The sequence below is a fragment of the Pseudomonas sp. HR1 genome, from assembly GCF_030175875.1.
Lineage (GTDB): Bacteria > Pseudomonadota > Gammaproteobacteria > Pseudomonadales > Pseudomonadaceae > Chryseomonas > Chryseomonas oryzihabitans.
Genome location: NZ_JASNRF010000001.1, coordinates 1,157,520 through 1,180,206 on the forward strand (window position 1 = coordinate 1,157,520; position 22,687 = coordinate 1,180,206).

At 68.2% G+C, this 22,687-nt stretch carries 24 protein-coding genes; 10 read left to right on the forward strand and 14 right to left on the reverse strand.

Going from position 1 to position 22,687, the window contains the following annotated elements; all coding sequences use genetic code 11:
• The first annotated feature begins 5 nt into the window (after window positions 1-5).
• Window positions 6-1,478, forward strand: a complete 1,473-nt coding sequence (locus QKY98_RS05260; protein WP_150340342.1) for an FGGY family carbohydrate kinase — start codon at window positions 6-8, stop codon at window positions 1,476-1,478.
• Window positions 1,479-1,751: 273 nt separating this feature from the next.
• Here QKY98_RS05260 and QKY98_RS05265 read toward each other — a convergent pair whose 3' ends face one another.
• Both QKY98_RS05265 and algB read right to left on the reverse strand, forming a co-directional pair.
• Complete coding sequence (locus QKY98_RS05265; RefSeq protein ID WP_284670446.1) at window positions 1,752-3,542, reverse strand: ATP-binding protein; 1,791 nt, start codon at window positions 3,540-3,542, stop codon at window positions 1,752-1,754.
• The gene (gene algB, locus QKY98_RS05270) at window positions 3,539-4,888 is read right to left on the reverse strand and encodes a sigma-54-dependent response regulator transcription factor AlgB (RefSeq protein ID WP_042135059.1); all 1,350 of its coding nucleotides are present in this window, start codon (window positions 4,886-4,888) and stop codon (window positions 3,539-3,541) included. Before algB ends, QKY98_RS05265 begins: the two co-directional genes overlap by 4 nt.
• Window positions 4,889-5,331: 443 nt before the next feature.
• Between algB and QKY98_RS05275 the strand changes: the two genes are divergently transcribed.
• The 3 genes from QKY98_RS05275 to QKY98_RS05285 are packed head-to-tail and all read left to right on the forward strand — an operon-like array spanning window position 5,332 to window position 6,009.
• On the forward strand, window positions 5,332-5,586 hold the full coding sequence (locus QKY98_RS05275; RefSeq protein WP_007160204.1) for a hypothetical protein: 255 nt from the start codon (window positions 5,332-5,334) through the stop codon (window positions 5,584-5,586).
• 10 nt (window positions 5,587-5,596) lie between these two features.
• Window positions 5,597-5,818 carry a hypothetical protein gene (locus QKY98_RS05280; RefSeq protein WP_171991203.1) on the forward strand — a complete coding sequence of 74 codons (222 nt, stop codon included), beginning with the start codon at window positions 5,597-5,599 and terminating at the stop codon, window positions 5,816-5,818.
• Between the two features lie 29 nt (window positions 5,819-5,847).
• A complete protein-coding gene (locus QKY98_RS05285) occupies window positions 5,848-6,009 on the forward strand; it encodes a DUF1328 domain-containing protein (protein WP_007160206.1) in 162 nt (53 codons plus the stop codon).
• A 316-nt stretch (window positions 6,010-6,325) separates the two neighbouring features.
• Here QKY98_RS05285 and QKY98_RS05290 read toward each other — a convergent pair whose 3' ends face one another.
• The 4 genes from QKY98_RS05290 to QKY98_RS05305 are packed head-to-tail and all read right to left on the reverse strand — an operon-like array spanning window position 6,326 to window position 11,081.
• Complete coding sequence (locus QKY98_RS05290) at window positions 6,326-7,225, reverse strand: efflux RND transporter periplasmic adaptor subunit (RefSeq protein WP_284670447.1); 900 nt, start codon at window positions 7,223-7,225, stop codon at window positions 6,326-6,328.
• A 10-nt stretch (window positions 7,226-7,235) separates the two neighbouring features.
• Entirely contained in the window at window positions 7,236-7,436 is a 201-nt protein-coding gene (locus tag QKY98_RS05295; protein ID WP_007160208.1) for a DUF1656 domain-containing protein, read from the reverse strand.
• Entirely contained in the window at window positions 7,426-9,582 is a 2,157-nt protein-coding gene (locus QKY98_RS05300) for an FUSC family protein (protein WP_284670448.1), read from the reverse strand. The genes QKY98_RS05295 and QKY98_RS05300 overlap by 11 nt, the downstream gene beginning before the upstream one ends.
• The gene (locus QKY98_RS05305) at window positions 9,579-11,081 is read right to left on the reverse strand and encodes an efflux transporter outer membrane subunit (RefSeq protein ID WP_244898745.1); all 1,503 of its coding nucleotides are present in this window, start codon (window positions 11,079-11,081) and stop codon (window positions 9,579-9,581) included. The genes QKY98_RS05300 and QKY98_RS05305 overlap by 4 nt, the downstream gene beginning before the upstream one ends.
• 255 nt (window positions 11,082-11,336) lie before the next feature.
• On the opposite strand from QKY98_RS05305, the gene QKY98_RS05310 reads away from it, so the two are divergent.
• Together QKY98_RS05310 and QKY98_RS05315 are read left to right on the forward strand one after the other, a co-directional pair.
• Entirely contained in the window at window positions 11,337-12,290 is a 954-nt protein-coding gene (locus tag QKY98_RS05310; RefSeq protein ID WP_027597281.1) for a LysR family transcriptional regulator, read from the forward strand.
• A 386-nt stretch (window positions 12,291-12,676) separates the two neighbouring features.
• Entirely contained in the window at window positions 12,677-13,666 is a 990-nt protein-coding gene (locus QKY98_RS05315) for a DMT family transporter (protein ID WP_074583279.1), read from the forward strand.
• On the opposite strand, the gene ubiA is transcribed toward QKY98_RS05315, so the two are convergent.
• From ubiA to QKY98_RS05330, 3 genes are read right to left on the reverse strand one after another with little or no spacing between them, the layout of a single operon-like run.
• The gene (gene ubiA, locus QKY98_RS05320) at window positions 13,651-14,598 is read right to left on the reverse strand and encodes a 4-hydroxybenzoate octaprenyltransferase (RefSeq protein ID WP_037006596.1); all 948 of its coding nucleotides are present in this window, start codon (window positions 14,596-14,598) and stop codon (window positions 13,651-13,653) included. The genes QKY98_RS05315 and ubiA overlap by 16 nt on opposite strands.
• A 30-nt stretch (window positions 14,599-14,628) precedes the next feature.
• On the reverse strand, window positions 14,629-15,231 hold the full coding sequence (locus tag QKY98_RS05325; protein WP_284670449.1) for a chorismate--pyruvate lyase family protein: 603 nt from the start codon (window positions 15,229-15,231) through the stop codon (window positions 14,629-14,631).
• A complete protein-coding gene (locus QKY98_RS05330) occupies window positions 15,215-15,784 on the reverse strand; it encodes a DUF2780 domain-containing protein (protein ID WP_027597285.1) in 570 nt (189 codons plus the stop codon). The genes QKY98_RS05325 and QKY98_RS05330 overlap by 17 nt, the downstream gene beginning before the upstream one ends.
• A 127-nt stretch (window positions 15,785-15,911) precedes the next feature.
• Between QKY98_RS05330 and QKY98_RS05335 the strand changes: the two genes are divergently transcribed.
• On the forward strand, window positions 15,912-17,141 hold the full coding sequence (locus QKY98_RS05335; protein WP_007160216.1) for a spore maturation protein: 1,230 nt from the start codon (window positions 15,912-15,914) through the stop codon (window positions 17,139-17,141).
• Here the strand turns inward: QKY98_RS05335 and QKY98_RS05340 are convergent.
• On the reverse strand, window positions 17,123-17,791 hold the full coding sequence (locus QKY98_RS05340; RefSeq protein ID WP_007160217.1) for a hypothetical protein: 669 nt from the start codon (window positions 17,789-17,791) through the stop codon (window positions 17,123-17,125). The genes QKY98_RS05335 and QKY98_RS05340 overlap by 19 nt on opposite strands.
• Before the next feature lie 147 nt (window positions 17,792-17,938).
• On the opposite strand from QKY98_RS05340, the gene QKY98_RS05345 reads away from it, so the two are divergent.
• The gene (locus QKY98_RS05345; protein ID WP_027597286.1) at window positions 17,939-18,169 is read left to right on the forward strand and encodes a DUF1161 domain-containing protein; all 231 of its coding nucleotides are present in this window, start codon (window positions 17,939-17,941) and stop codon (window positions 18,167-18,169) included.
• A gap of 104 nt (window positions 18,170-18,273) precedes the next feature.
• Window positions 18,274-18,450 carry a hypothetical protein gene (locus tag QKY98_RS05350; protein WP_007160219.1) on the forward strand — a complete coding sequence of 59 codons (177 nt, stop codon included), beginning with the start codon at window positions 18,274-18,276 and terminating at the stop codon, window positions 18,448-18,450.
• Between the two features lie 42 nt (window positions 18,451-18,492).
• Here the strand turns inward: QKY98_RS05350 and QKY98_RS05355 are convergent, their stop codons facing one another.
• Both QKY98_RS05355 and QKY98_RS05360 read right to left on the reverse strand, forming a co-directional pair.
• Window positions 18,493-18,927, reverse strand: coding sequence for a PA0061/PA0062 family lipoprotein (locus QKY98_RS05355; protein ID WP_007160220.1), 435 nt, complete (start codon window positions 18,925-18,927; stop codon window positions 18,493-18,495).
• Between the two features lie 34 nt (window positions 18,928-18,961).
• A complete protein-coding gene (locus QKY98_RS05360; protein WP_074583275.1) occupies window positions 18,962-19,384 on the reverse strand; it encodes a PA0061/PA0062 family lipoprotein in 423 nt (140 codons plus the stop codon).
• On the opposite strand from QKY98_RS05360, the gene QKY98_RS05365 reads away from it, so the two are divergent.
• Window positions 19,383-20,507 carry an aminopeptidase gene (locus tag QKY98_RS05365; protein WP_144954629.1) on the forward strand — a complete coding sequence of 375 codons (1,125 nt, stop codon included), beginning with the start codon at window positions 19,383-19,385 and terminating at the stop codon, window positions 20,505-20,507. The two genes, QKY98_RS05360 and QKY98_RS05365, sit on opposite strands and share 2 nt — an antisense overlap.
• On the opposite strand, the gene QKY98_RS05370 is transcribed toward QKY98_RS05365, so the two are convergent.
• Window positions 20,504-21,850: an MFS transporter gene (locus QKY98_RS05370; protein WP_144954626.1), complete on the reverse strand. Its 1,347-nt coding sequence runs from the start codon at window positions 21,848-21,850 to the stop codon at window positions 20,504-20,506. The genes QKY98_RS05365 and QKY98_RS05370 overlap by 4 nt on opposite strands.
• The gene (locus QKY98_RS05375; protein ID WP_278894951.1) at window positions 21,847-22,641 is read right to left on the reverse strand and encodes a siderophore-interacting protein; all 795 of its coding nucleotides are present in this window, start codon (window positions 22,639-22,641) and stop codon (window positions 21,847-21,849) included. The genes QKY98_RS05370 and QKY98_RS05375 overlap by 4 nt, the downstream gene beginning before the upstream one ends.
• Between the last annotated feature and the right edge of the window lie 46 nt (window positions 22,642-22,687).

Here is a 22,687-nt window from a genome sequence, read left to right on the forward strand (position 1 = left end):
CCGCCATGGCCGCCGAACCGCTGATCCTCGCCCTCGACGAGGGCACCACCAATGCCAAGGCGATCCTGGTGGATCGCGCCGGTCGGGTCGTGGCCCGCGGTTCCCGGCCGCTGACCGTCCAGCATCCCCAGGCGGGCTATGCCGAGCAGGATCCCCTGGCCATCTGGCAGGCCCTGCAGGGCGCCATCGGCGACTGCCTGGCCCAGACGGACGCCCCCCTGGCGGCCATCGCCATCAGCAACCAGCGCGAATCCGCCCTGGCCTGGGAGCGCGGCAGCGGCCAGTTGCTCGGCCCCCTGGTGAGCTGGCAGTGCAAGAGATCCCAGCCGCAGTGCGAAGCCTTGCACGCCGCCGGCCACGGCGAGCTGATCCGCGAGCGCAGCGGCCTGGCGCTGGATCCGATGTTTTCCGCCGGCAAATGGCGCTGGCTGCTCGACCAGATTCCCGACGGCACGGCCCGCGCCGCCGCTGGCGAGATCTGCCTGGGCACCGTGGACAGCTGGCTGCTCTGGCAACTCAGCGGTGGCACGAGCTTTCTCATCGACGCGGCCAACGCCGCCCGTACCCAGTTGCTCGATCTGCGCGGCGGTGACTGGGATCCGCAGCTGCTGAGTCTGTTCGGGATTCCCCGGGCGGCCCTGCCAGAGATCCGTCCCAGTGCCGGCTGCTTCGGCGAGACCCGCGCCCAGGGTCCGCTGCCGGCCGGTCTGCCGATCCTGGCGATGATCGGTGACTCCCATGCGGCGCTGTTCGGCCAGGGCGGTTTCGTCCCGGGCAAGGTCAAGGCAACCCTGGGCACCGGCTCCTCATTGATGACACCCATTGCCGAACCCGTGGTCTCCGCCCATGGCCTGGCCACCACCCTGGCCTGGCGCCTGGGGGATACGCCGACCTTTGCCCTGGAAGGCAATATCGTCCACACCGGCGCCGCCGTGGGCTGGACGGCGCGGCTGCTGGGGGGCGCCGGAGAGCTGGAGGCCCTGGCCGCCGAAGCCGCGGCGCTGCCGGACAACGGTGGCGTCTACTTCGTCCCGGCACTCGGGGGGCTCGGTGCGCCGCATTGGCGCGCCGAGGCGCGGGGGCTGTTCTGCGGTCTCAGCGAGAATTGCGGACGGGCGCACCTGATGCGTGCGGCGCTGGAGGCCATCGCCTACCAGATTCGCGATGTCTTCGACGCCATGCAGCAAGACAGCCCGACGGCCCTGGACGAACTCTGGGTGGACGGCGGCGCCACGCGCAACGAATGGCTGCTGCAATTCCAGGCCGACCTGCTGCAGCGCCCGGTGATCTGCAGCCTGTCGCCGGAGGTCTCGGCCCTGGGCGCCGCCCACCTGGCCGGCCACGCCCTGGGCTGGTGGCAGAACGCCGCGGCCCTGGCCGATCTCGAACGGCCACGTCGCCGCTACGAACCCCGCGCCAACGCCGTGCCCGACCTCTATGCCGGCTGGCGCCAGGCGCTGGCGCGGACGCTGCGGTAGGATTCCGGTGTTTTGCTGATCGCGGCCATGGGCCGCTCCTACAGGATGTCCGGCTCCTGTAGGAGCGGTCGCTACGGCGCACCGGCATGGCCGCGATTTGGCGGGATCAGCCCCGTAGCCTTTTCCAATGGGACACCGTGGCGAGGGGCGCCCTCACCCCAACCCTCTCCCCGAGGGAGAGGGGGCTGTCCGAGCAGGCGGTTGGCTGCATTCGTCCCGGCAGGAGCGGGGTCGACTAGCGCGGTGCCGCCCGTAAGAGCAGCCCGGGATGACTCAGGTCGGCAGGGTCATGAAGATCTGGGTGCCCTGGCCTGGGCGGGAGACGACGCCGATGCGGCCGCCGTGCTGGCGGATGATTTCCTTGCACAGGGCCAGGCCCAGGCCGGCGCCGCCCTTCTGGCTGCCGATCTGCACGAAGGGTTCGAATACCCGGCCCTGCTGGGCGTAGGCGATGCCCTCGCCGTTGTCCTGCACCGCCATCAGCAGCTGCTCGTTCTGGCGCATGGCCTGGATGACGATACGGCCGCCGGCCGGGGTATGGCGCAGGGCATTGCTCAGCAGGTTGTCGAACACCCGGCTCAGTTGCTTGGGGTCCAGGCTGACCCGTGGCAGCGGCGTATGCAGCAACTCGACGGCCAGCTCGACATCGCGCTCGCGCGCCTCGTCGGCGTGGCGGGCGCGGGCTTCCTCCAGCAGGTCGCCGATCTCGCTCGGCAACTTTTCCGGACGCTGCAGACCGCTCTGGTGGCGCGAATAGTCCAGCAGGTCGTTGATCAACTGCACCAGGCGATGGGTCTCCTCGTCCACCGTCTGCAGCAGAAAGGCCTCGCGGGATTCCGGCGCCACCTTGAGGCGTTCGCGCAGCAGACCGAAGGCCATGTGCATGCCGGTGACCGGGGTGCGCAATTCGTGGGAGGCGCGCAGGACGAATTCGTTGCGCACCCGATCGAAGGCGCGCTGCTCGGTGACATCGCGCAGCACCATCAGCGCACCCACGCTGCGGCCGTCGGCGTGGTTGACCGGGGTCAGACTCCAGGCCAGCAGCCGCACCTCGTCGTCGACGCGGATCTCCAGGTCTTCGGGCGCCGCGTCCAGGGCGCCGCCGGCCAGTACCCGTTGTACGCTGGTCTCGATTTCCGGCCGTTCCAGGGCGGCGATCAGGGATTCGCCCAGGTGATTCTCGTTCCAGCCCAGCTGGCGGCAGGCCACCGGATTGGCGTGCTCGATGTTGCCCTGGGGATCCAGGATCACCAGGCCGTAGTCGATACTGTCGAGCACTGCCTGCAAGCGCCGCTGGCCGGCCACCAGGGCCTCGACATTGGTCTGGCTGAGGCGGTGCAGGGCCTGGGCCATGTTGCCGAAGCGGCGGCTGAGCAGGGTGAACTCGGCGATCTGCGAGGTGGGCAGCTGGACGTCGAAATTGCCCTGGCTGATGCGTTCGGCGGCCTTGGCCAGGCCGTCGATGGGCCCGGTGAAGCGCCGGGCGATGCCGTTGGCGGTGACCACCCCGGTGACCAGGATGGCCACGCCGATCAGCGCCAGCAGCAGGGCGATGATCACCGCCCGGTCATGGGCCTCGTCCTGCATGCGCTCCAGGGTCACCACATAGCTCTTTTGCAGGTCGTAGATGCGATTGCGCAGGGCGTCGAGGGTCTGCTGGAAATCCGGATCGGCGCGCAACTGGTTGTAGCCGCCGGGTGGGGAGCGCAGATAGTCGGCGAAGCGCTCGTAGCGGCGCTTGACGTCTTCCAGTACCGCCAGTTGCTCAGGCTTGTGCATCTCGCCCTGCACCATTTGCAGATTCTGTTCGAAGCGCTGCTGGGCAGCGACCAGAACCTGGGGATCCGGGGCACCGTCGAGCATCTGGAACAGGCTGTTGCTCAACTCCTGGCGCATGTTCAGCGTCAGGTTGATGAAGTCCAGGTTGCTGCGGGTCTGGACGCTCTGCTCGCGGGCCAGGTGCAGGACGCTGACCAGGCCCACCAGCAGCCCGATGAGGGCCACGGCGATCAGGGCGGAGATGCTGAGAAAGAGGCGGGTGTGCAACTTGATCGGCAGCTTCATAGCCCGTACTGCTTGCGTTTTCGATAGAGCGTGGAGGCGTCGATGCCCAGCGTCTTGGCGGCCTGGTCGAGGGTCTCGCTGGTGGCCATCACCGCGGCGATGTGGGCGCGCTCCAGGGCTTCCAGACTCAGCGCCTCGCCGACCCGCGGTGCGCTGGCGGCGCCGCTGGAGGCCGGGCTGTCACCCATGCCCAGGTGGTTGACGTCCACCAGGTCCTGGCCGCAGATGATGCTCGCCCGCTCGATGACGTTGCGCAGCTCGCGGACGTTGCCCGGCCAGCCATAATTGCGCAGGGCGTCCAGGGCTGCCTCGCTGAAGCCATGGGCGGGTCTGTTGTAGTCCTTGACGAAGCGGGCGAGAAAGCGCTCGGCCAGATCGACGATGTCTTCCTTGCGCTCGCGCAGCGGCGGCAGGTTGAGCACGATGACGTTGAGGCGATAGAGCAGGTCTTCGCGGAATTCGTTTTCCGCCACCATCTGTTCCAGGTTGCGGTTGGTGGCGGCGAGGATGCGCACGTCGGCGCGACGGGTCACCGGATCGCCGACGCGCTCGTATTCCTTGTCCTGGATGAAGCGCAAGAGCTTGGGCTGCAGGGCCAGGGGGAAGTCGCCGATCTCGTCGAGGAAGAGGGTGCCGCCATCGGCCTGGCTGACCCGGCCGAGGGTGCTCTCGCTGGCCCCGGTGAAGGCGCCGCGGGTATGGCCGAACATCTCGCTTTCCATCAGATCGGCGGACAGCGACGGGCAGTTGATGGTGACGAAGGTCTTCTTGGCGCGGCGACTCCAGGCGTGGATGGCGCGGGCCAGTTCGCCCTTGCCGGAACCGGACTCGCCGAGGATCAGCACGTTGGCATCGGTGGTGGCGACCTGTCGGGCGGTCTCCAGGATGCTCATCATCGCCGGGCTGCGCGAATCGAGACCGGCACTGGATTTGCGTACCTCGCCCTCGAGGGCCTCCAGGCGCGCCGAGAGCTGGCGGAATTCCAGCTGCTTGGCCGCCGCCATGCGCAGCTGATCGGGACTGCAGGGCTTCACCAGGTAGTCGGCGGCGCCGGCCTGCATGGCGTCCACCGCGGTGTCGATGGCCGAGTGGGCGGTGACAATCACCACCCGCATCCAGGGCGCCTGGATGCGCATCTGCTGCAGCACGTCCAGACCGTTGTCCGCGCCCAGGCGCAGGTCGAGAAAGCAGAGGTCGTAGACCTGGCGCAGGAGCAGGGCCTCGGCCTGGGCCGCGCTGTTGGCCGTGGCCACGCTGTAGCCGGCGTCTTCCAGGCAGAAACGAAAGGTCCGCAGGATGGCGGCTTCGTCATCCACAAGAAGGATACGACCGCTGGTTTGTTCCATGACGGGAGAACTCCAGGCCGCAGGGGCCGAAACGCGCTAAAGGACAGAGCTGGCAGTTAGTCCATCATACATCGTGCAAGTTGCAATCCGCAGGACCATCGGGCAATCCGGGCAGGCCGTCACGGGCATCGTGCAGATCGCAACCCGCCGGGGAGAAAGTGGCAAAAAGCAGATTTTTTGGTGGGCAATGGAAGGTTTCGGGCTCCCTTTCCCCGTCGCGCGGTCGAGCGGACTGGCCCGGTGCCTCCAGATCAGCCCCTGGCCATCATGCAAAACGCAATGGTTCAGGCGTTGCACCTTGCAAGGTGCAAGTGCAGGCGCTTCTGCCAAAAATCATAAGTTGTTGTTTTTAAAGGAAAAAATAGTTTTCGAAAAGCTGGCACGCAGTCTGCAATCTCCTTGGCAAGCCGGCCTCAGGGCCAACGGATTGCAGGAGATACCCGATGATCAGCCAGACCCTTCGCAAGCACTTGGTAGGTACTGCGCTCTTCGCTTGCTTCGCCAGCGCCGCCGTCGCCGCCCCCCAGGGCCAGGACGTCAGCCGCGAACAGGCACTCATCGCATCCACCCGCATTGCTGCCCAGGCCATGGTGCCTGCAGCCAAGCCGCTGGCAAGTCAAGGCCGTGGGGAACTCAAAGCCATCCCGGCACAGTCCAACGGTGACCGTCTGGTGAAGCAGACCCGCTGGGTATTCTGAGGTCATGACCATGATGTGGATGCTGCTGATGATTGTGTTGTTCGCTGCAGCGGCGGTCGTACTCGGGATGTTGCTCAGTGCTTTGATGATGGGTCGTGCGCTCAATCAGACGCACAACCTCAACGGTCTGGATCTCGATCTGACCGATGTGGAACCACGGATGGCGAGTCTGGATACCCAGGATTTCGCTAATAAAACCACTGCTCGCTGGACAGGTGCTGTCGTCCGCTGAGTGCACTTGCAATACATAGGAGAAACACCATGCTGAGCTGGGCTATCACTTTCCTGATCATCGCGATCATCGCAGGCGTCCTGGGTTTCGGTGGCATCGCCGGTACCGCCACCAGTATCGCCAAGATCCTGTTCGTGCTGTTCCTGGTGCTGTTCGTGGTGTCGTTCTTCATGGGTCGCCGTCGTCCCTGACGTTCGGTCCGTGAGCAAGACAGGCAGCCGGTCGTGATGACCGGCTGCTGAGGCTCTGTCATCGGATTGCAGCTTTAAGCCGATTCAATGGACAACCTCTAAGTCGTCTCCTAATCCGAGACGCAAGGGCCACATGGTCGGGACGCTCTGCAGTAGGGGAGGGTTCCAAGAGTACAGGGAGTACTTTCGCACTCGCGGCGGACTGGGCTGGTTACGACCACACCCCTGAATTCGACCGGTTTCGTCTCTAGCGAAACCCGCCGACGTCAGGGGTGTTGTCGTTTGGGAGAGGCAAAAGTCGGACGTTCGGCAGGACTCAACCCTGCCAGAAGGCGTCCCACCAAGAACGCTCGCCGCGAGCGTCTTCCAGAACCACCGTACAGGTGGTGCCGGCCGCCAGCAGCAGGCCCTCAGGCAGCGGGTCCAGGGCGATGCGCACCGGCACCCGCTGGGCCAGGCGTACCCAGTTGAAGGTGGGATTCACATCGGCGGTGAGTTCACGACTCTGGGGGTTGTCCCGGTCATAGATGCCGCGGGCGATGCTTTCCACGTGGCCTTGCAGCGTCTGGCCGCTCATCAGGCGCATCTCCGCCGCCGCACCCACCCGCACATGGGGCAGCTTGGTCTCTTCGAAATAGCCATAGACCCAGAACGAATGGGCGTCGATGACGGCCAGCTTGGGCGCGCCCGCGGCGGCATAGTCGCCCCTGAACACCGAGAGGTTGGTGACGTAGCCGTCCACGGGGGCCAGCACCCGGGTGCGCTTGAGGTTGAGGCGCGCCGATTCCAGCTGGGCCTGGGCCTGGCGCAGATCGGCCTCGGCGGCCAGGGCCGCGCTGCTGGCGTCTTCGCGGTTCTCGCGAGAGACCACCAGGCTGTCGATGTCGGCGCGGCGGCGGGCGTTCTGCTGACGCATGGCCAGGGTGGCCTTGCGCGCGGCGACCGAAGCCTCGGCCTGATGCACGGCGATCTCGTAGTGCTCCGGATCAATCTGCAGCAGCAGGTCGCCCTTGTTGACCCACTGGTTGTCGCGCACGGCGATCTCGGTCACCAGGCCCGCCACGTCGGGCGCGATGGTGATGACCTCGGCGCGCACTCGGCCGTCGCGGGTCCAGGGATCGTTCATGTAGTGCACCCAGAGCAGCCGACCGAGGATCAGCGCCAGGCAGACCACCAGCAGGGTAAAGAGCACGCCGAAGAGTTTCTTGAGGATCATGGCAGGAGTCCTAGCGATAGACGCACAGCGCCAGGGCGCAGTAGAGGCAGATGAACAGGGCCAGGCGCAGCAGCGCCGGATGCCAGACGACGTGATAGAGACCGACCGCGGCGAGCACCCGGTCCAGCGCCCAGGCGAGCAGGGCAGCGACCAGGAACAGCACCGTCACGGTGGGCAGGTAGAGGCCGTGGAAGGCGATTTCACGTGGCATGGGGGATCTCGAGATAGCGGGCCAGCGGCCCCTGGGGATCGAGCAGGGCGCTGCGGATGAAATGCAGATCGCTTTGCACCTGGCGCAGCGGCGACTCGTCATAGGGCAGTTCCGGCGGTTCGGTCACGACCGTCACGGCGGCCAGGGCCGCATCCACCGCCACCAGCGCTCGGCGCAGATGTTCCGCGCCGGGCTTGAGGAAGAGACGCACCAGGGCGCGTCCGAGCACCCGGATGGCCTGGCGCCAGGCGCTGCCCTCGGCATAGCGTGGCGCGTTCGGCAGGCGCGCCTGCAGCTGGCGCAACTCGATCACCGCATGGCCGATCTCCAGCACCGCGAAAGCCCAGCCGATCAGACGCCGCTGCGCCGCGCCGCGCCCGGCGCTGACGCCATAGGCCTGGTTGAGCAGGTCGCGGGTCTGGCCCTCGAAGGCCGGTGCCAGGTGCGGCAGCGGCGCGCTCACCGCCCGTACCAGCTGCTGGCGCAGGTCCCGTTCCAGCCGGCGCCACAGCCAGGGGCTGTTGGGCGGCAGCAGCACCGCCGAGACCGCCGCGGTGATCACCATCGACAGGACCACGGCGATGCCGTTGTTGATGAAGGCGTAGGCGTCGTAGACCGGCGGATTGTCGGGAATCGAGGTGAAGCAGAAGAACACCAGGCAACCCAGGCCATAGCCCATCCAGCCCGGGCGCAGGGAGATCCAGGTGCCGAGCATGAACACTGGCGCCAGGGTCAGCAGCAGCAGCGGCAGGCCGGTGATCCAGGGAAAGACGAAGAAGGTCAGGAAGAAGCCCAGCACCACGCCGCCACTGGCGCCGACGGCCATCTGCAGCGCGGTGCGCTTGGGATCCGGCGAGGCCGAGGCCAGCGCCGAGACGGCTGCGGCGTTGAGCGCCAGCATGCCGCCGCTGGGATAGGCACTGGCGATCCAGAAGGCGCCCAGCACCAGCACCAGAAAGGCGCTGCGGATACCCGTGACCGCCGCGCCCAGGGCATTGGCCTTGGCCACGAAGCGCGGCTTCCACTGCTCGCGACTGTGCCGCGGCGCGGCCAGGGAAGCGTGGGTCTGCAGATAGCCGTGCCATTCGCCGGTGAAGCGAAAGAGCAGCTCCACGGCGGTCTCGAAGTCGCGCCGGTCGGTTTCGCTCAAGGGCGGCAACTCGGCGCGCAGGGCACGAATGCGCGGCCGCAGCCCCTGGTGCAGCTGTTCCAGACGCGCCGCCGCCGTCAGGGCCGCGCGGTCGGTGAGCGCCTGGCCGCGCCATTCCTCGAACAGTTCCAGCAGCGGCGCCCAGAGGCGTTCGAGGGCCGTCAGTGGCAGCTGGGCGTTGCGTTCGCGCAGGCGCATCAGCAGGCGGCTGAGGGCATGCAGGCGGGTGGTCAGGCCCATGAATTCGGCGTTCAGCCGGGCCAGGCGGCCGCTGCGCATGCGCATGTGCGGGTCTTCGAAGGCCGAGGCGCTGCGCAGGCTTTCCAGCCCCACCGCTTCGGCGGCCAGGCGCACGCCCGCGGCTTCCAGGGTGGGCCGGTCGAGCCGACCGCGCAGGACGTCGGCGGCCAGTCCGGCGAAGCCGCCCATGCGCCGATAGAGGGTCGCGCGCATGGCCGTGGCGCTGGTCTGCGGAAAGACCGCCGCACTCACCGCGCCGCTGCAGAGCACGCCCAGGGTGATGGCCAGCACCCGCATCACCGCCGACATGAAGGCGGTGTCGGCATTGAGCGCGGCAGGGATGCCGATCAGCGCGGCGGTATAGCCGGCCAGCATGCAGGCATAGCTGCGAAAGTCCCGGTAGCGCGCCGAGCCGGCCACGCAGAGGCCGATCCACAGCGCCAGAAAGATCAGGAAGGGCACCCGTTCCTGGGCGAACAGGGCGATCAGCACCAGCATCACCGCCAGTCCCAGCAGGGTCCCCATGACCCGGTAGAAGCTCTTGGCCAGGACCTGGCCGCTCTGCGGCTGCATGACGATGAACACGGTGATCACCGCCGAACTGGGGTGCGGCAATTGCAGGCGCATGGCCAGCCAGAGGGTCAGGCTGGCGGCGAGCAGCATCTTGGCCTGGTAGAGCCAGAGGCTGCCGTCGCTGCGCGCCCAGGCGCCGAGGGCCTGGCGCAGCGGCGCGCCGGCGGTGGTGCCGGCACTCACCGGGGGGCTCGCTCGACGGCCACGCGCGCCGGCACCAGATCGTGGTCGCCCGGGCCGCGTTCGAGGTCCGCGCCGCCGCCGAGGGCGACCAGGGCAGCGGCCTGGGCGGCCAGGCGCAGGGCATGCACCTGGGCGGTGACCCGCTGCTGGGCGAACAACCGGGTCTGGGCGTCGAGCACGTGCAGGTAGTCGGTCAGGCCGCGGCGAAAGGCCTCGCGGGCGATGTCGTAGGTGCGCTGGGCTTCCTGGCTGGCCTGGTCGGCGAGGGTGGCCTGCCTGGCCGCCGAGTCGGCCTTGATCAGCGCATCGGAGATGTCCTTGAGGGCGTCCACCAGGGTCTGGTTATAGGCACTGACCGCCATGTCGTAGGCCGCCGATTCCGCGCCGAGACGACTGCGCAGGGCGCCGCCGTCATAGATCGGCAGGGAGAACGCCGGGCCGATGAAGGAGCCGGTCTTGGCGTGGGTCAGCATCTCGCTGAGGCGGCCCAGGGTCAGGAACTGGCCGACGTTGGCCACCAGGTCGATGTTGGGATAGAAGCTGGCGCGGGCGACGTCCACGCCCTTGGCCGCGGCGGCGATCTGCCAGCGGCGTGCCACCACGTCGGGGCGCTTGCCGACCAGTTCCAGGGGCAGACTGCTGGGCAGGCGTGGCGCCGCGCCCAGGGTCAGGCGCGGCCGCTGCAGGCGGGCGCCGGCACCCGGGCCCTTGCCGGCCAGGGCGGCGAGCTGGTTGCGATCCAGCGCCAGGGTCTCGTCCAGGGCTTCCAGCTGGCGTTCGGTCTCGGGCAGCAGGGCGCGCGCCTGGCTAACCTCGAACTGGGTGCCGAGGCCACCGTCCAGCTGACGCTGGGCCAGGTCGGCCAGTTGCCGCTGCTGCTCCAGGGTGGCGGCGAGGATGTCGCGCTGGTCGTGGTGCAGGGCGAAGCCGATGTAGCTGCGGACGATGTTGCCGGTCAGCTCCAGTTCGGCGGCGCGGACCTCGGCGGCTGCCTGATGGGCCTGGTCCAGAGCCTGGGCGCTGGCGTCGCGCTCGCGGCCCCAGAAGTCCAGGGCATAGCTCAGGCCCAGTTCGGCATTGTTGTTCCAGGTGGTGCGATCGGCCAGCTCGCCCGGGCCATAGAAGCCGTCGGTGGGCCAGCTGTAGCGCTTGAAGGCGCCCTTGCCCTCGACCTGCAGGGCTTCCCGGGATTCGGCCAGGCCCGCCAGGGACTCGGCGCGGCGCACCCGGGCGGCGGCCGTGGCCAGGCGCGGGTTGTCGGCCAGGGCACTGCCGATCCAGGCATCCAGCTGGGGATCGCCATAGGCGCGCCACCACTGGCGCTCGGGCCAGGCGGCCTGGCCGGCGGCGGCCTGGATGGCGGCGTCGGTGGCCAGCGCCTGATCGTCGAGACGCTGCGCCTGGGGCGCGTTGTGACCGGTACCGATACAGCCGGCCAGCAGGGTCGCGAGGGCGACCACCGTGAGCGCAGGCCAGGCTCTGCTAGAGAAAGGCGACACGTGGGGGTCCGTTGGCAACAAGGCCATACCGGCGTCTGGCTGAGAGGGCGCAGCGCGGTAGGCGAGATGAGCTGGAACTGAAGAGGACGCCGGTAGGAGATGCCCGCGAACCGAGCGGTCAGCGGACGTTACCATTAGGCTGCTAACGATTCTATAAAATTCCAGGGTGGCCGATTAGCGCGCGAACCGGCGAATCTTTGTTTCACATACTGAAATAATATGGAGAATGACGCTTTTCCCGACTGTCGAGGCGGCATGGACACCCTGCACAACATGCGCGTTTTCGTCGCCGTGGTGGAGAGCGGCAGCTTCACTGGGGCGGCCCAGACGCTGCAGACCACCACGGCCCACGTCTCCCGGGCGGTGGCCCATCTGGAAACCCATCTGCGCACCCGCCTGCTGCACCGGACCACGAGACGCATCGCCCTGACCGAGGCCGGCCAGCGCTACCTGGCGCGCTGCGAGCAGATCCTCGCCTATGTCGAGGAAGCCGAAGCCGAGGCCGGGCACGCCCAGGCGCGCCCCGAGGGACGGCTGCGGGTGCACAGCATGACCGGCATCGGTCAGCACTACGTGATCCGCGCCATCGCCGGCTATCGCGCCCTGCACCCCGAGGTGCGCTTCGACCTGACCATGGCCAACCGCATTCCCGATCTGCTCGAAGAGGGTTTCGACCTGGCCATCGTGGTGGCGGCCGAGTTACCCGATTCCGGCTTCGTCTCCCAGCAGATCGGCCACACCTACAGCATCCTCTGCGCCTCGCCCGCCTACCTGGCGGAGCATGGTCAGCCACAGACGCCGGCGGAGCTGGCCGACCACGCCTGCCTGAGATTCATCAGTCCGGTGGTGTCCTTCGACCGCTGGCACTTCGAGGGCCCCAACGGCCCTGAGACCTATCGCATCGGCGAGACCCCCTTCCAGGTCAACGTCGGCGACGCCATGACCGAGGCCCTGCGCCAGGGCCTGGGCATCGGCGTGCTGCCGCTCTATTCGGCGGTGGACGGCCTGCGCGACGGCAGCCTGGTGCGGGTGCTGCCGGCCTATCGCCTGCAGCGGCTCAATGCCTATGCCCTCTATGCCTCGCGGCAGTACCTGGATGCCAAGATCCGCACCTGGGTGGCCTATCTGCGCGAACAGATCCCCGGGGCGCTGGAAGCGGACGAGGCGTTCGTGCGGGCCGTCAGCGAAGTCGTCGGCCAAGCGCATTGAGATCGGCGGGCCCCTTGGACTAAGCTCGGAAGAGACCGGGCCGCGCGCCGGGTCATAGTTAGTAAGCTATTGAAATATCGCCCGGTATTGCGGTCCTGAGGGCGACAGGATGGGTGCTCGACGGCACACTCCGCCATCGTCGAGGTCCATGTCCCGAGTCGGTGCCCACGCCGACGGACCGCCGTGCAGGACGGCCGGATCACGCAGGCGGTCAGGGACCGCCGTCAGAGCGTGTTCAAGGTCTCGCGAGCTAGCGACAAACAAGGCGAAAAGGCCTGAGGAAGCGGAGTTTACAAAGGGTAAATGAGCATTCCGAAGGCATTTTCAACGACGTTTGGCCGACGCGCAGCAGACTTTGAACAGGCTCCAAGCGCCACGGGAGTCCAATGAGCGCCCCAGCAGGACCCACTCTGAGATTCGCCGACCAGCCGCTCAAGGGCATCGCCCTGATCTGCCTCGCGGTCTGGCTGTTCGCCTCCCACGATGCCCTCTCCAAGTACCTGTCCGGCTTCTATCCGGTAGTCATGGTGGTCTGGGCCCGCTACCTCTCCCACACCCTGCTGATGATGGGCATCTTCATCCCGCGCTCGGGACTGGCGGTGATCCGCACCAAGCGACCCGGCCTGCAGGTGCTCAGGGCGCTGTGCCTGATCGGTTGCAGCCTGTTCTTCACCACCGGGCTGCGCTACCTGCCGATGGCCGAGGCCACGGCGGTCAACTTTCTCGCCCCGCTGATGGTGACGGCGCTGTCGGTGCCGCTGCTCAAGGAAACCGTGACCCGCAGCCAGTGGGCGGCGGTGCTGGCCGGCTTCATCGGGGTGCTGATCATCGTGCGGCCGGGCGGCCAGCTGTTCACCCCGGCGGTGCTGCTACCGGTCTGCTCGGCGGTGTGCTTCGGTCTCTACCAGCTGCTGACCCGCCTGCTCAGCGGCATCGACAGCCCCACCACCAGCAACTTCCTTACCGGCATCATCAACACCCTGGTGCTGAGCAGCGTGGTGCCCTTCTTCTGGGAGATCCCGACCCTGACCCACGGCTTCATGCTGGCCCTGCTCGGCCTCTTCGGCATGTCCGGCCACCTGCTGCTGACCCAGGCCTTCCGCTATGCGCCACCGGCGCTGCTGGCGCCCTTCAGCTACGGCCAGATCGTCACCGCCGGCATCATCGGCTATTTCGTCTTCGGTCATGTGCCGGACAGCGGCGCGCTGATCGGCATCCTCATCATCTGCGCCAGCGGCCTGGCGGTGGCTTGGCAGCAGAGCCGCAAGGCGTCCAAGGCCAAGAAGGCCCGTGCGGTGCAGGCGACGCAACCCGAGGCGCTGCCGGAGGTGGTGGCCGATGCCGCCGCGGGCGCTCCGGCTCAGCGCAGTCCGTAATCGGCGATGATGCCGACGAGGATCGCCAGCCCCGCCCAGTGGTTGTGCAGGAAGGCCTTGAAGCACACCAGAGGATCACGGTCGCGGGTGACGTGGAATTCCCAGGCGAAGCAGCCGGCCGCCACCACCAGGCCCAGGTAGAAAGGCAGGCCCAGGCCGAAGCGGCCGCCGGCCAGCGCCAGGCAGAACAGGGTCAGGCCCTGCAGGGTGGCGATGATCACCCGGTCGGCGTCGCCGAACAGGATGGCGGTGGATTTCACCCCGATCTTGAGATCGTCTTCGCGGTCGGCCATGGCGTAGTAGGTGTCGTAGCCCACCGTCCAGATCACATTGGCGACGAACAGCAGCCAGGCCGCCGCCGGCAACTCGCCGGTCTCGGCGGTGAAGGCCATGGGCATGCCCCAGGAAAAGGCCGCGCCGAGCACCGCCTGGGGGTAGTAGGTGTATCTCTTCATGAAGGGATAGAGCGCCGCCACGCCCAGGGCGCCAAAGGACAGCCAGACGGTGGTGGCATTGGTGCAGAGCACCAGGCCGAAGCTGAGCAGCACCAGCACGGCAAAGAACAGCAGGGCTTCCTTGGGCGAGATGCGCCCGGTGGCCAGGGGGCGGTTCTTGGTGCGGGCGACGTGGCCGTCGAAATTGCGGTCGGCGAAGTCGTTGATCACGCAGCCGGCCGATCTCATCAGCACCACGCCGAGCACAAAGATCAGCAGATTCTTCAGACTCGGCACGCCCTCGGCGGCGATCCACAGCGCCCAGAGGGTGGGCCAGAGCAGCAGATAGATGCCGATGGGGCGGTCCAGCCGGGTCAGCTGGACGAAGTCGCGGATGCGCTCGCGGCGGGGGCGCGTAGCGATCACCCGGGCGCTGGGCTCGGGACCGCGGGGCGCGGCGGGACGGCGATCACGGGGACGGGAGGCGTTCTTTTTCATCGGACGGCTGCATGGCGAAGGGCCCGGCGATTATAGGGGCCCTGGGATTTCGCCGCTGCCGTCGTGATGAGTCGACCCGCTCTCGCGCCGCGCGTGCGGCCAGAAGGCCGGCAGGAAGACCTCGCCCACCAGGATCGCCAGGGGACCACGCCGGAACACCGAGCGCCGGGCCCAGCAGGGCGTGGTGGCCGCTCCTGCGGGCAGCCAGGCGAGCGGATAGCGGCAGGCTTCCAGCGGTCCGCGGACAAAGGCCGGTGCCTGGAACAGCCAGTGGCCGAGGGGGCGCTCGCCCAGCGCCGCCAGGTCGAAATCCGCCGCTTCCAGGGCTTCGCGCGCCGCCACGCTGCGGGCGAAGACCCAGGCCTCGCCGGCACCGCGCAGCCAGACCTCGCGCACCCAGCCAGGGCTGGCCGGCGGCACCTCCAGCGCCTGGCACTCGTCCAGCCGCAGCGCTTGCCAGCCCTCGGCGATCACCTCGACGGCGAAGCGGCCGCCACTGAGGGCGGTCAGGCGTTCGGTGAGGGAGCCGCGGTCGGCATAGAGCCAGCTCCACGGCGCCTCGGCATGGTCCGGCTCCGCGCCGGCCGCCGCCTGGGTCAGCCAGCGCGGGGCGCCGTCAGAGGCCCCAGACATTGCCCAGGGTGCTCAGCAGGGAGGGCTGGGTCCCTTGCTTGCCGAGATAGCCGAGGATCACCTGGGCGAACTGGCTGGTCATGCCGCTGTTCATGCCCAGGGCGTTGAAGGTCTTGTCGACGTCCTGGCGGCTGTCGACATTGCCCAGCAGGCTGCCCAGCGGACTCTGCTTGGCGTCCTGACCACCGCCGCCGAGCAGACTGCCCAGGCCGCCCAGTTGCGCCAGGCCGCCGGTGGCATTGGCGCCGGCCAGTTGGTCCAGTCCCGGCACGGCCTTGGCCAGCTGGCGATAGTCGTTGCCCACCAGCTGATTCTTGGCCAGGCCGAGCAGGGCGCCGGTGCCGCCCACCGCCTGTTGCGGGGTGACGTTGAGCTGGCTGGTCAGCGCCTGCAGCAGGCCCTGGGCCTGGGGCGTGGCCGCCGCGGCGGCGGTGGCCTTGGCGTTGTTGTTGCCATTGGCGCTGTTGTAGGCGTTGACGGCGTCGTTGAGGTTGAAGGCGAACACCGGGCTGGCGGCGAGCACCAGCGGCAGGGCGAGAACGGACAGACGCATGGGCGGACTCCAGCGGGTTGCGTGAAAGGTCAGAGGATAACCCGGCGGCGATGACCACAGACTGAACGGCTTCCCTGCAGGGAGCGGACGCTGCGGTTATCATCGCCGTTTTGCCGGGAGAACCGCGATGCTCAACGGGTTGTGGCTGGGCTTCTTCATCGTTGCCGGGATCAGCGCCTTCGGCCAATGGCTGGTCGCCGGCAACGCCGGGGTCTTCGCCGCCATGGTGGAGAGTCTGTTCGCCATGGCCAAGCTGTCGGTGGAGGTCATGGTGCTCCTGTTCGGCACCCTGACCCTCTGGCTCGGCATCCTGCGCATCGCCGAAAAGGCCGGGCTGGTGGACGCCCTGGCGCGGCTGCTCGGACCGCTGTTCGCCCGGCTGATGCCCGAGGTGCCGCGCGGTCATCCGGCGCTGGGGCTGATCACCCTCAACTTCGCCGCCAACGGCCTGGGCCTGGACAACGCCGCCACGCCCATCGGCCTCAAGGCCATGCGCGCCCTGCAGGAGCTCAATCCCAGTAGCACCACGGCGAGCAATGCGCAGATCCTCTTCCTGGTGCTCAATGCCTCTTCGTTGACGCTGTTGCCGGTGACGGTGTTCATGTACCGCGCCCAGCAGGGCGCCACCGATCCGACCCTGGTGTTCCTGCCGATCCTGCTGGCCCACACCTGCGCCAACCTGGTGGGGCTGTTCTCGGTGGCCTTCATGCAGCGGCTGAAACTCTGGGATCCGGTGGTGCTGGCCTGGATCGGCGGGGGCGCCCTGGCCTTCGGCGCCTTCGTCGCCTTTCTCTTCACCCTGACCGCCACGGCGCTGGCCGGGTTGTCGTCGCTGCTCGGCAACCTGACCCTGTTCGGCATCATCCTGGCGTTCATGATCCTTGGCGCCCTGCGCAAGGTGCCGGTCTACGAAGCCTTCGTCGAAGGCGCCAAGGAAGGCTTCGACGTCGCCAAGTCGCTGCTGCCCTATCTGGTCGCCATGCTCTGCGCGGTGGGGGTGCTGCGCGCTTCCGGCGCCCTGGAGGCCGTTCTCGAAGGCATCCGCCATGCGGTGACCTTCCTTGGCTGGGACACCCGCTTCGTCGAGGCGCTGCCCACCGCCCTGGTCAAGCCCTTCTCCGGCAGTGCCGCCCGCGCGCTGCTGATCGAGACCATGCAGACCCACGGCGTGGACAGCTTTCCGGCGCTGGTGGCGGCGACCATCCAGGGCAGTACCGAGACCACCTTCTATGTGCTGGCGGTGTACTTCGGCGCGGTGGGCATCCAGCGCGCCCGCCATGCGGTGGGGTGCGCCCTCCTGGCGGAATTCACCGGGGTCACGGCCTCGATCCTGATCTGCTACTGGTTCTTTGGCTGAGCCTTGGGCTCCAGCTCGACCATCCACTCGTCCTGCACCATGCGCCGCTGGCGGCGCGTGGTCAGCTGCTGGGTCTGCCAGTCCTCGGCGATCAGCGCGCAGTAGTGGCCGTCGTGCTGGCCCAGGCGAAAGCGCCGGCGCACGCCGATGGGGTCGTGGTCCGAGCCGTAGAAGGCCACCGCGCGGATCTCCAGGCCCTCGAACACCCAGCCCTCGGGCGGCCGGTGGTCTTCCAGGGTCAGGCCGTTGTACTCGGCGGCGCGGCGAATCAGGCCCTGGAAGGTGCCGATGTGGGTGAAGTCGCCGGTGTTGAGCGGTCCCTGGTGGGTAGCCTGGCCCAGCACCAGATCGGGATCGACGTCATCCTGGCCACTCTCGCGGATGTCGGTGACATCCGTGTAGAGCGTCTCGCGATTGGTCTTGAGGATCACCGTGAGCTGGTTGATGAACACCGGCTCGGCGCTCATGTTGGACAGCAGGCAGAGGGCGCCTACGCCCTTGCCGGCGCCGCGGTTGATGATCAGCCGCGGCTGACGCTGGCGCTTGTAGTTGTTGAGCAGGAGCTGCGCATAGAGGACCCAGACGCCCAGGGTGCAGCACTGGGCGAAGAGTGTGAGGACCTGGGAATTGTCTTTCAACCACTGGAACATGGGAGCACTTCGCTGAACGGAATGCCCATCGGAAATACCGTTCGGGTTCCAGGTTCCACCGCTTCGCTGGCCAAAGGGCCGCGCTGAGAACATCGCCACAGCGCGGGCGTCCAAGCCTGAGAGGTCATCACGCCAAGGAAAACCGCCATGCTGCGTCTCTCGCTCCTCTGCTGCACCACCCTGCTGAGCACTGCCGTGCTGGCCGAACCCCTGTCCTGCGATCAGCTCAAGGCCGACATCGAGGTCAAGATCCAGTCGGCCGGGGTGACCGCCTATACCCTCGAAGCGGTCCCCAATGCCGAGGTGCGCGATCCCAACATGGTGGTGGGCAGCTGCGCCAACGGGACCTACAAGATCCTCTACCAGCGCAACGACTGAACTCCCGGACCGGGAGACAGACCGTTCATCCGCTGGATGCTTGTACAGTTCCGCTTGGCTTAGTACTGTTTGCGCATACAGTATTTAGCCAAGAGGGTAATGCCATGTCGCCGTTCGCCCGGATTCGCCAAGCTCTGTCCCTTGCCCAGCCCGCGCCGCGCTGGATGGAACGCGAGGATTTCCTGCGCATGAGTCGCCAGCTGCGCGAGCAGAAGGGCCGCCCGCTGACGGTCCGCACCCAGGATCGCAGCCAGGACGACTGGCTCAGCGTGCCTGCCTAGTAGCCCTTCACCCGACCGTGCCGGCCGCTCTGCCAGCCGTGGTCAGAAGGGCGAGCAGATGCCGCGCTCGGAACTCACCAGCTCGCGCGGGCCGTCGTAGAGGGTGATCTGACCCTGGCCAAAGGTGTTCTCGGCCTCCAGGCGATAACGCCGGCCGGCCTGGAAGTCCGGATAGTCCAGTTCCAGATAGCACTGGATCTGCAGCGGTTCGCGCCAGCCGAAGCGCGAACCGAAGCCACCGCCGCCATAGAGTTCGTAGCGATAGCTCACCTTGAGGCTGTGGCTGCCGGGGGTGAGCTGGAAGTAGCGGCCGTCATCGAGACGCTTGCCGTCCTGGGCCTCGGCCAGCAGCGAGGCGCCCACCGCGGGTTCGCGCAGCACCAGATCGACCCACGCCTGGTGGGGATCCTTGGGGGGCAGCGGCGTGGTGCAGCCGCCGAGCAGGAGCAGCAGGGGGACCAGCAGGCGCAGGCGCATGGACGGCGACTCGCGACAGGGAGATCAGCCGAGTCTACACGTCGCCGCAACGACTGGCAGTGCTACGCGCGACTTCCTGGTTGCGCTCGTCATAGAGGCGCGCCCAGGGCCGCCAGCCGGTCTGGCCGGCTTCCAGGCGATAGCGCTCGCCGGCGGCGAAGGCCTTGTAGTTGAGGGTCACCAGGCAGGTGCGCGCCAGCGGATCGGCCACCTGGGCGCCGATGTTGGTGGGCTGCACCTCGAACTGGTAGCGTACCTGCAGATCGTGGTTCCCCGGCCAGACCTGGAAGTAGCGCCTGTCTTCGAGATCCTTGCGGTCGGCGCGCAGGGCTTCCAGCTTGGCCTTGCCGTCGCTGTCCAGATCGATCCAGGCCTGCGCCGGATCCGGCTTGGGCAACGGCCACAGGGAACAGCCACCTAGGAACAGCACAGGCAACAGCAGGCACAGTCTACGCATGACGGCTACAACTCCGGGCAGGGAAGGGCGCGCCACCCAGCCAGGCACCCTGCCTGCGCAACGCACGAGCCGCTGGCTGGCGCTGCTGTCCCTCGTGATCGGACTGAGCGGTTGTACCTCGGTCGGGTACTACGGTCAGATGGTACAGGGCCAATGGGCGCTGATCCGTGATCGCGAGCCCATTGCGACGGTCGTCGCAGATCCCGCGCGACCCGCCGCCCTGCGCGAACGCCTGGCCGTCGCGGCGGCGGCCCGCCGCTTCGCCAGCGCCGAGCTGGCCTTGCCCGACAACGCCAGCTATCGCAGTTTCGTCGAACTCAAGCGGCCCTTCGTGCTGTGGAACGTCTTCGCCACCGCCGAATTCTCCACCCGGCCCACCACCCACTGCTTTCCCATCGCCGGTTGCGTGGCCTATCGCGGCTACTACCAGGAAGCCCGGGCGCGAGGCGAGGCGCAGCGGCTGCAGGCCGAGGGCCAGGACACCTATGTCGGTGGCGTGCCGGCCTATTCGACGCTGGGCTGGTTCAGCGATCCGCTGCTCAGCAGCATGCTGCGCTGGGACGACGATCAGGTGGCGGCGACGATCTTCCACGAACTGGCGCACCAGCGCTTCTATCTGCCCGGCGATACCGCCTTCAACGAGTCCTATGCCACCTTCGTCGAGGGCGAAGGCCTGCGGCAATGGCGCGCCAGTCGCGGTCTACCCCCGCCGGATGCGGGGCGCGAAGCCCGCTACCAGCAATTCCGCGCCCTGCTGCTGACCACCCGCGCCGACCTGGCCCGGCTCTATGCCCAGCCATTGACGGCCGAGGCCAAGCGCGCGGCCAAGGCCTGCCGCTTCGCGCAGTTGCGCAGCGATTACCAGCGGCTGCGCGCCACCCCGGCCTGGCGGGACGACCGCCGCTTCGATGGCTGGATGCAGCAGCCGCTCAACAATGCGCGGCTGGTGCCCTATGGCCTGTACGAACAGTGGGTGCCGGCCTTTGCCGCCCTTTATCGACAGCACCCGGGCAACTGGCCGGCCTTCTTCCATCGGGTCCGGCTGCTGGGCGAGCGCCCGGCGGCCGAGCGCGAGCAGGCGCTCAGGGCGCTGCTCGGGCCGGAGGCAGGCCCCCAGTCCTAGCGCGGTGCCCGCCAGTTGGACCAGGCGGCGACCAGACCCAGAGCCGCCGCCAGAGCCAGTCCCAGCCGCGGGGCCAGGCTGCCATCCAGATGCAGCAGCAGCGCCAGGGCCGCGGCGCCCAGGGCCATGCCGGTCTGCCGCGCCGTGGCCTGGACACCGCCGGTGGCGCCATTGCGACCGGCCGGGGCGGCGGTCAGCATGATCCTGTTGTTGGGCACCTGAAAGAAGCCGAAGCCGATGCCGCCGAGAATCAGGCAGGGTATCAGCAGGGCGGTCGAGCGCTCCAACGGCATGATCGCCGCCGCGGCCAGCCCCAGGGCGATGCCCAGGCCACCAAGCATGCAAAGGCGCTGCGGCGGGTGGCGGTCGGCCAGGCGCCCGGCCACCTGCGCCGAGACGGCCACGGTGAGCGGCCAGGCCAGCATCAGCAGGGCCACCTGCAACGGCACTAGTCCGAGCTGGTGCTGCAGATAGAAAGGCAGGGCGAGAAAGCAGAGCATCTGCGCGGCAAAGGAGCAGACCGAGGCCAGCACCGAGTGGCGCATGGCCGGCAGCCCCAGCAGATCGACCGGCAACAGCGGCGCCGGCAGACCGCGCTCGCGGCGCACCAGCAGCACCAGGCTGGCAGCGGCCAGCAGCAGCAGACCCAAGCCCTGCACCGGCGCGGCGCCGAGGCGCTCCAGACCGCCGATGCCGGCGCAGAACAGCAGGGCGTTGAGCAGCACGCTGAGCGGATCGAGGCGGCGCTGCGCACGGGGGCTGTCGGGCAGGTTATGCACCAGCAGCGCGATCAGCACCGCCACCGGCACATTGACGGCGAATAGCCAGGGCCAGCCACCCAGGGCCAGGATGGCGGCGCCCAGGCTGGGTGCGGCAGCCGACCCCAGAGCCACGCAGAGGGCATTGATGGCGATGCCACGCCCGAGGCGATCGCGCGGATAGGAGAGGCGGACGATACCGGCGCTGACGCACATGATGGCGGCGGCGCCCACCCCCTGCAGCGCCCGCGCAGCTACCAGGCTGGCGAGATCCGGCGCCAGGGCGCAGCCCAGGGAGGCCAGGCCGAAGATCCCGACCCCGGCGGCGAAGACCGGCCGCAGACCGTGACGCTCGGCCACCGCGGCCAGGGGAAACAGCAGCGCCACCAGACTCAGCTGATAGGCGCTGACGATCCAGACCGCCGCCGCCGCCGAGACGTCCAGGGCCTCGGCGATGCTGGGCAGCGCCAGGTTGGCGATGCCGCTGTCCAGCACCGTCATGCTGATGGCCAGCAGCAGGGCGGCCACGGCGCGATAGCGGCGGGGCAGGGGCAGGCCGTCGGTGACGGCGGTGGCGGTGCTCAATCCTCGACCTTCACATGCTGGTCGCTCTCGCCGAGCTTCCAGTAGCCGGCCGCCTTGACCCAGTCCCGCGGCAGTCCCTTGGCCAACAGCGCCTGGCGCGCGGCGCGGGCTTGGGTGGCCTCGCCGGCGATCCAGGCATAGCCTTCACCGGGCGGCAGCTCCAGCTGCTCCAGGGCCTGCACCAGGGCCTCGGCCGCGGTCTCGCGATAGACCCAGCGGATCTCGGCGGCCGCGGCCGTCGGCAGGGCGATTTCCAGGCCCGGACGGGCCACTTCGGCAACGACTACTACCCGGACGCCGGCTGCCAGCTGCTCCAGGCGGCGAGCGATGGCGGGCAGGGCGGTCTCGTCGCCGGCCAGCAGGTACCAGTCGAAATCCTCGGGCGGCACCAGAGCGCCCTTGGGTCCACCGATGATCAGCTCGGCACCCGGCTGCGCCTGGCGCGCCCAGGTGGTCAGCACCCCGGCTTCATGCAGGTAGAAGTCGATGGCCAGTTCGCCACGGGCGGCATCGTAGTGGCGCGGCGTGTAGTGGCGGCCCACCAGCTGCTCGGGGCTAGCGGCGCGAATCGGCGTGGTGTCGGCGGGGACGAAGAGCTTCACGTGCTCGTCGAAGGCCGCGCTCTGGAAATCCGCCAAGTCGCTGCCGCCAAAGGTCAGGCGCAGCAGGTCGCCACCGAGTTCTTCGCGGCGGACGACGGTTGCCCAGCGACGCTTGAGGTCGAAGCGCACGCGCTGGAAAAGGTGAGGGGCACTGGCATCGCCCTCGCGGCTGTGAAAAGATGTCGCCATTGCGGAGGTACCATTCATTGAGGTTCCTCACTATATTCGAGGTAAG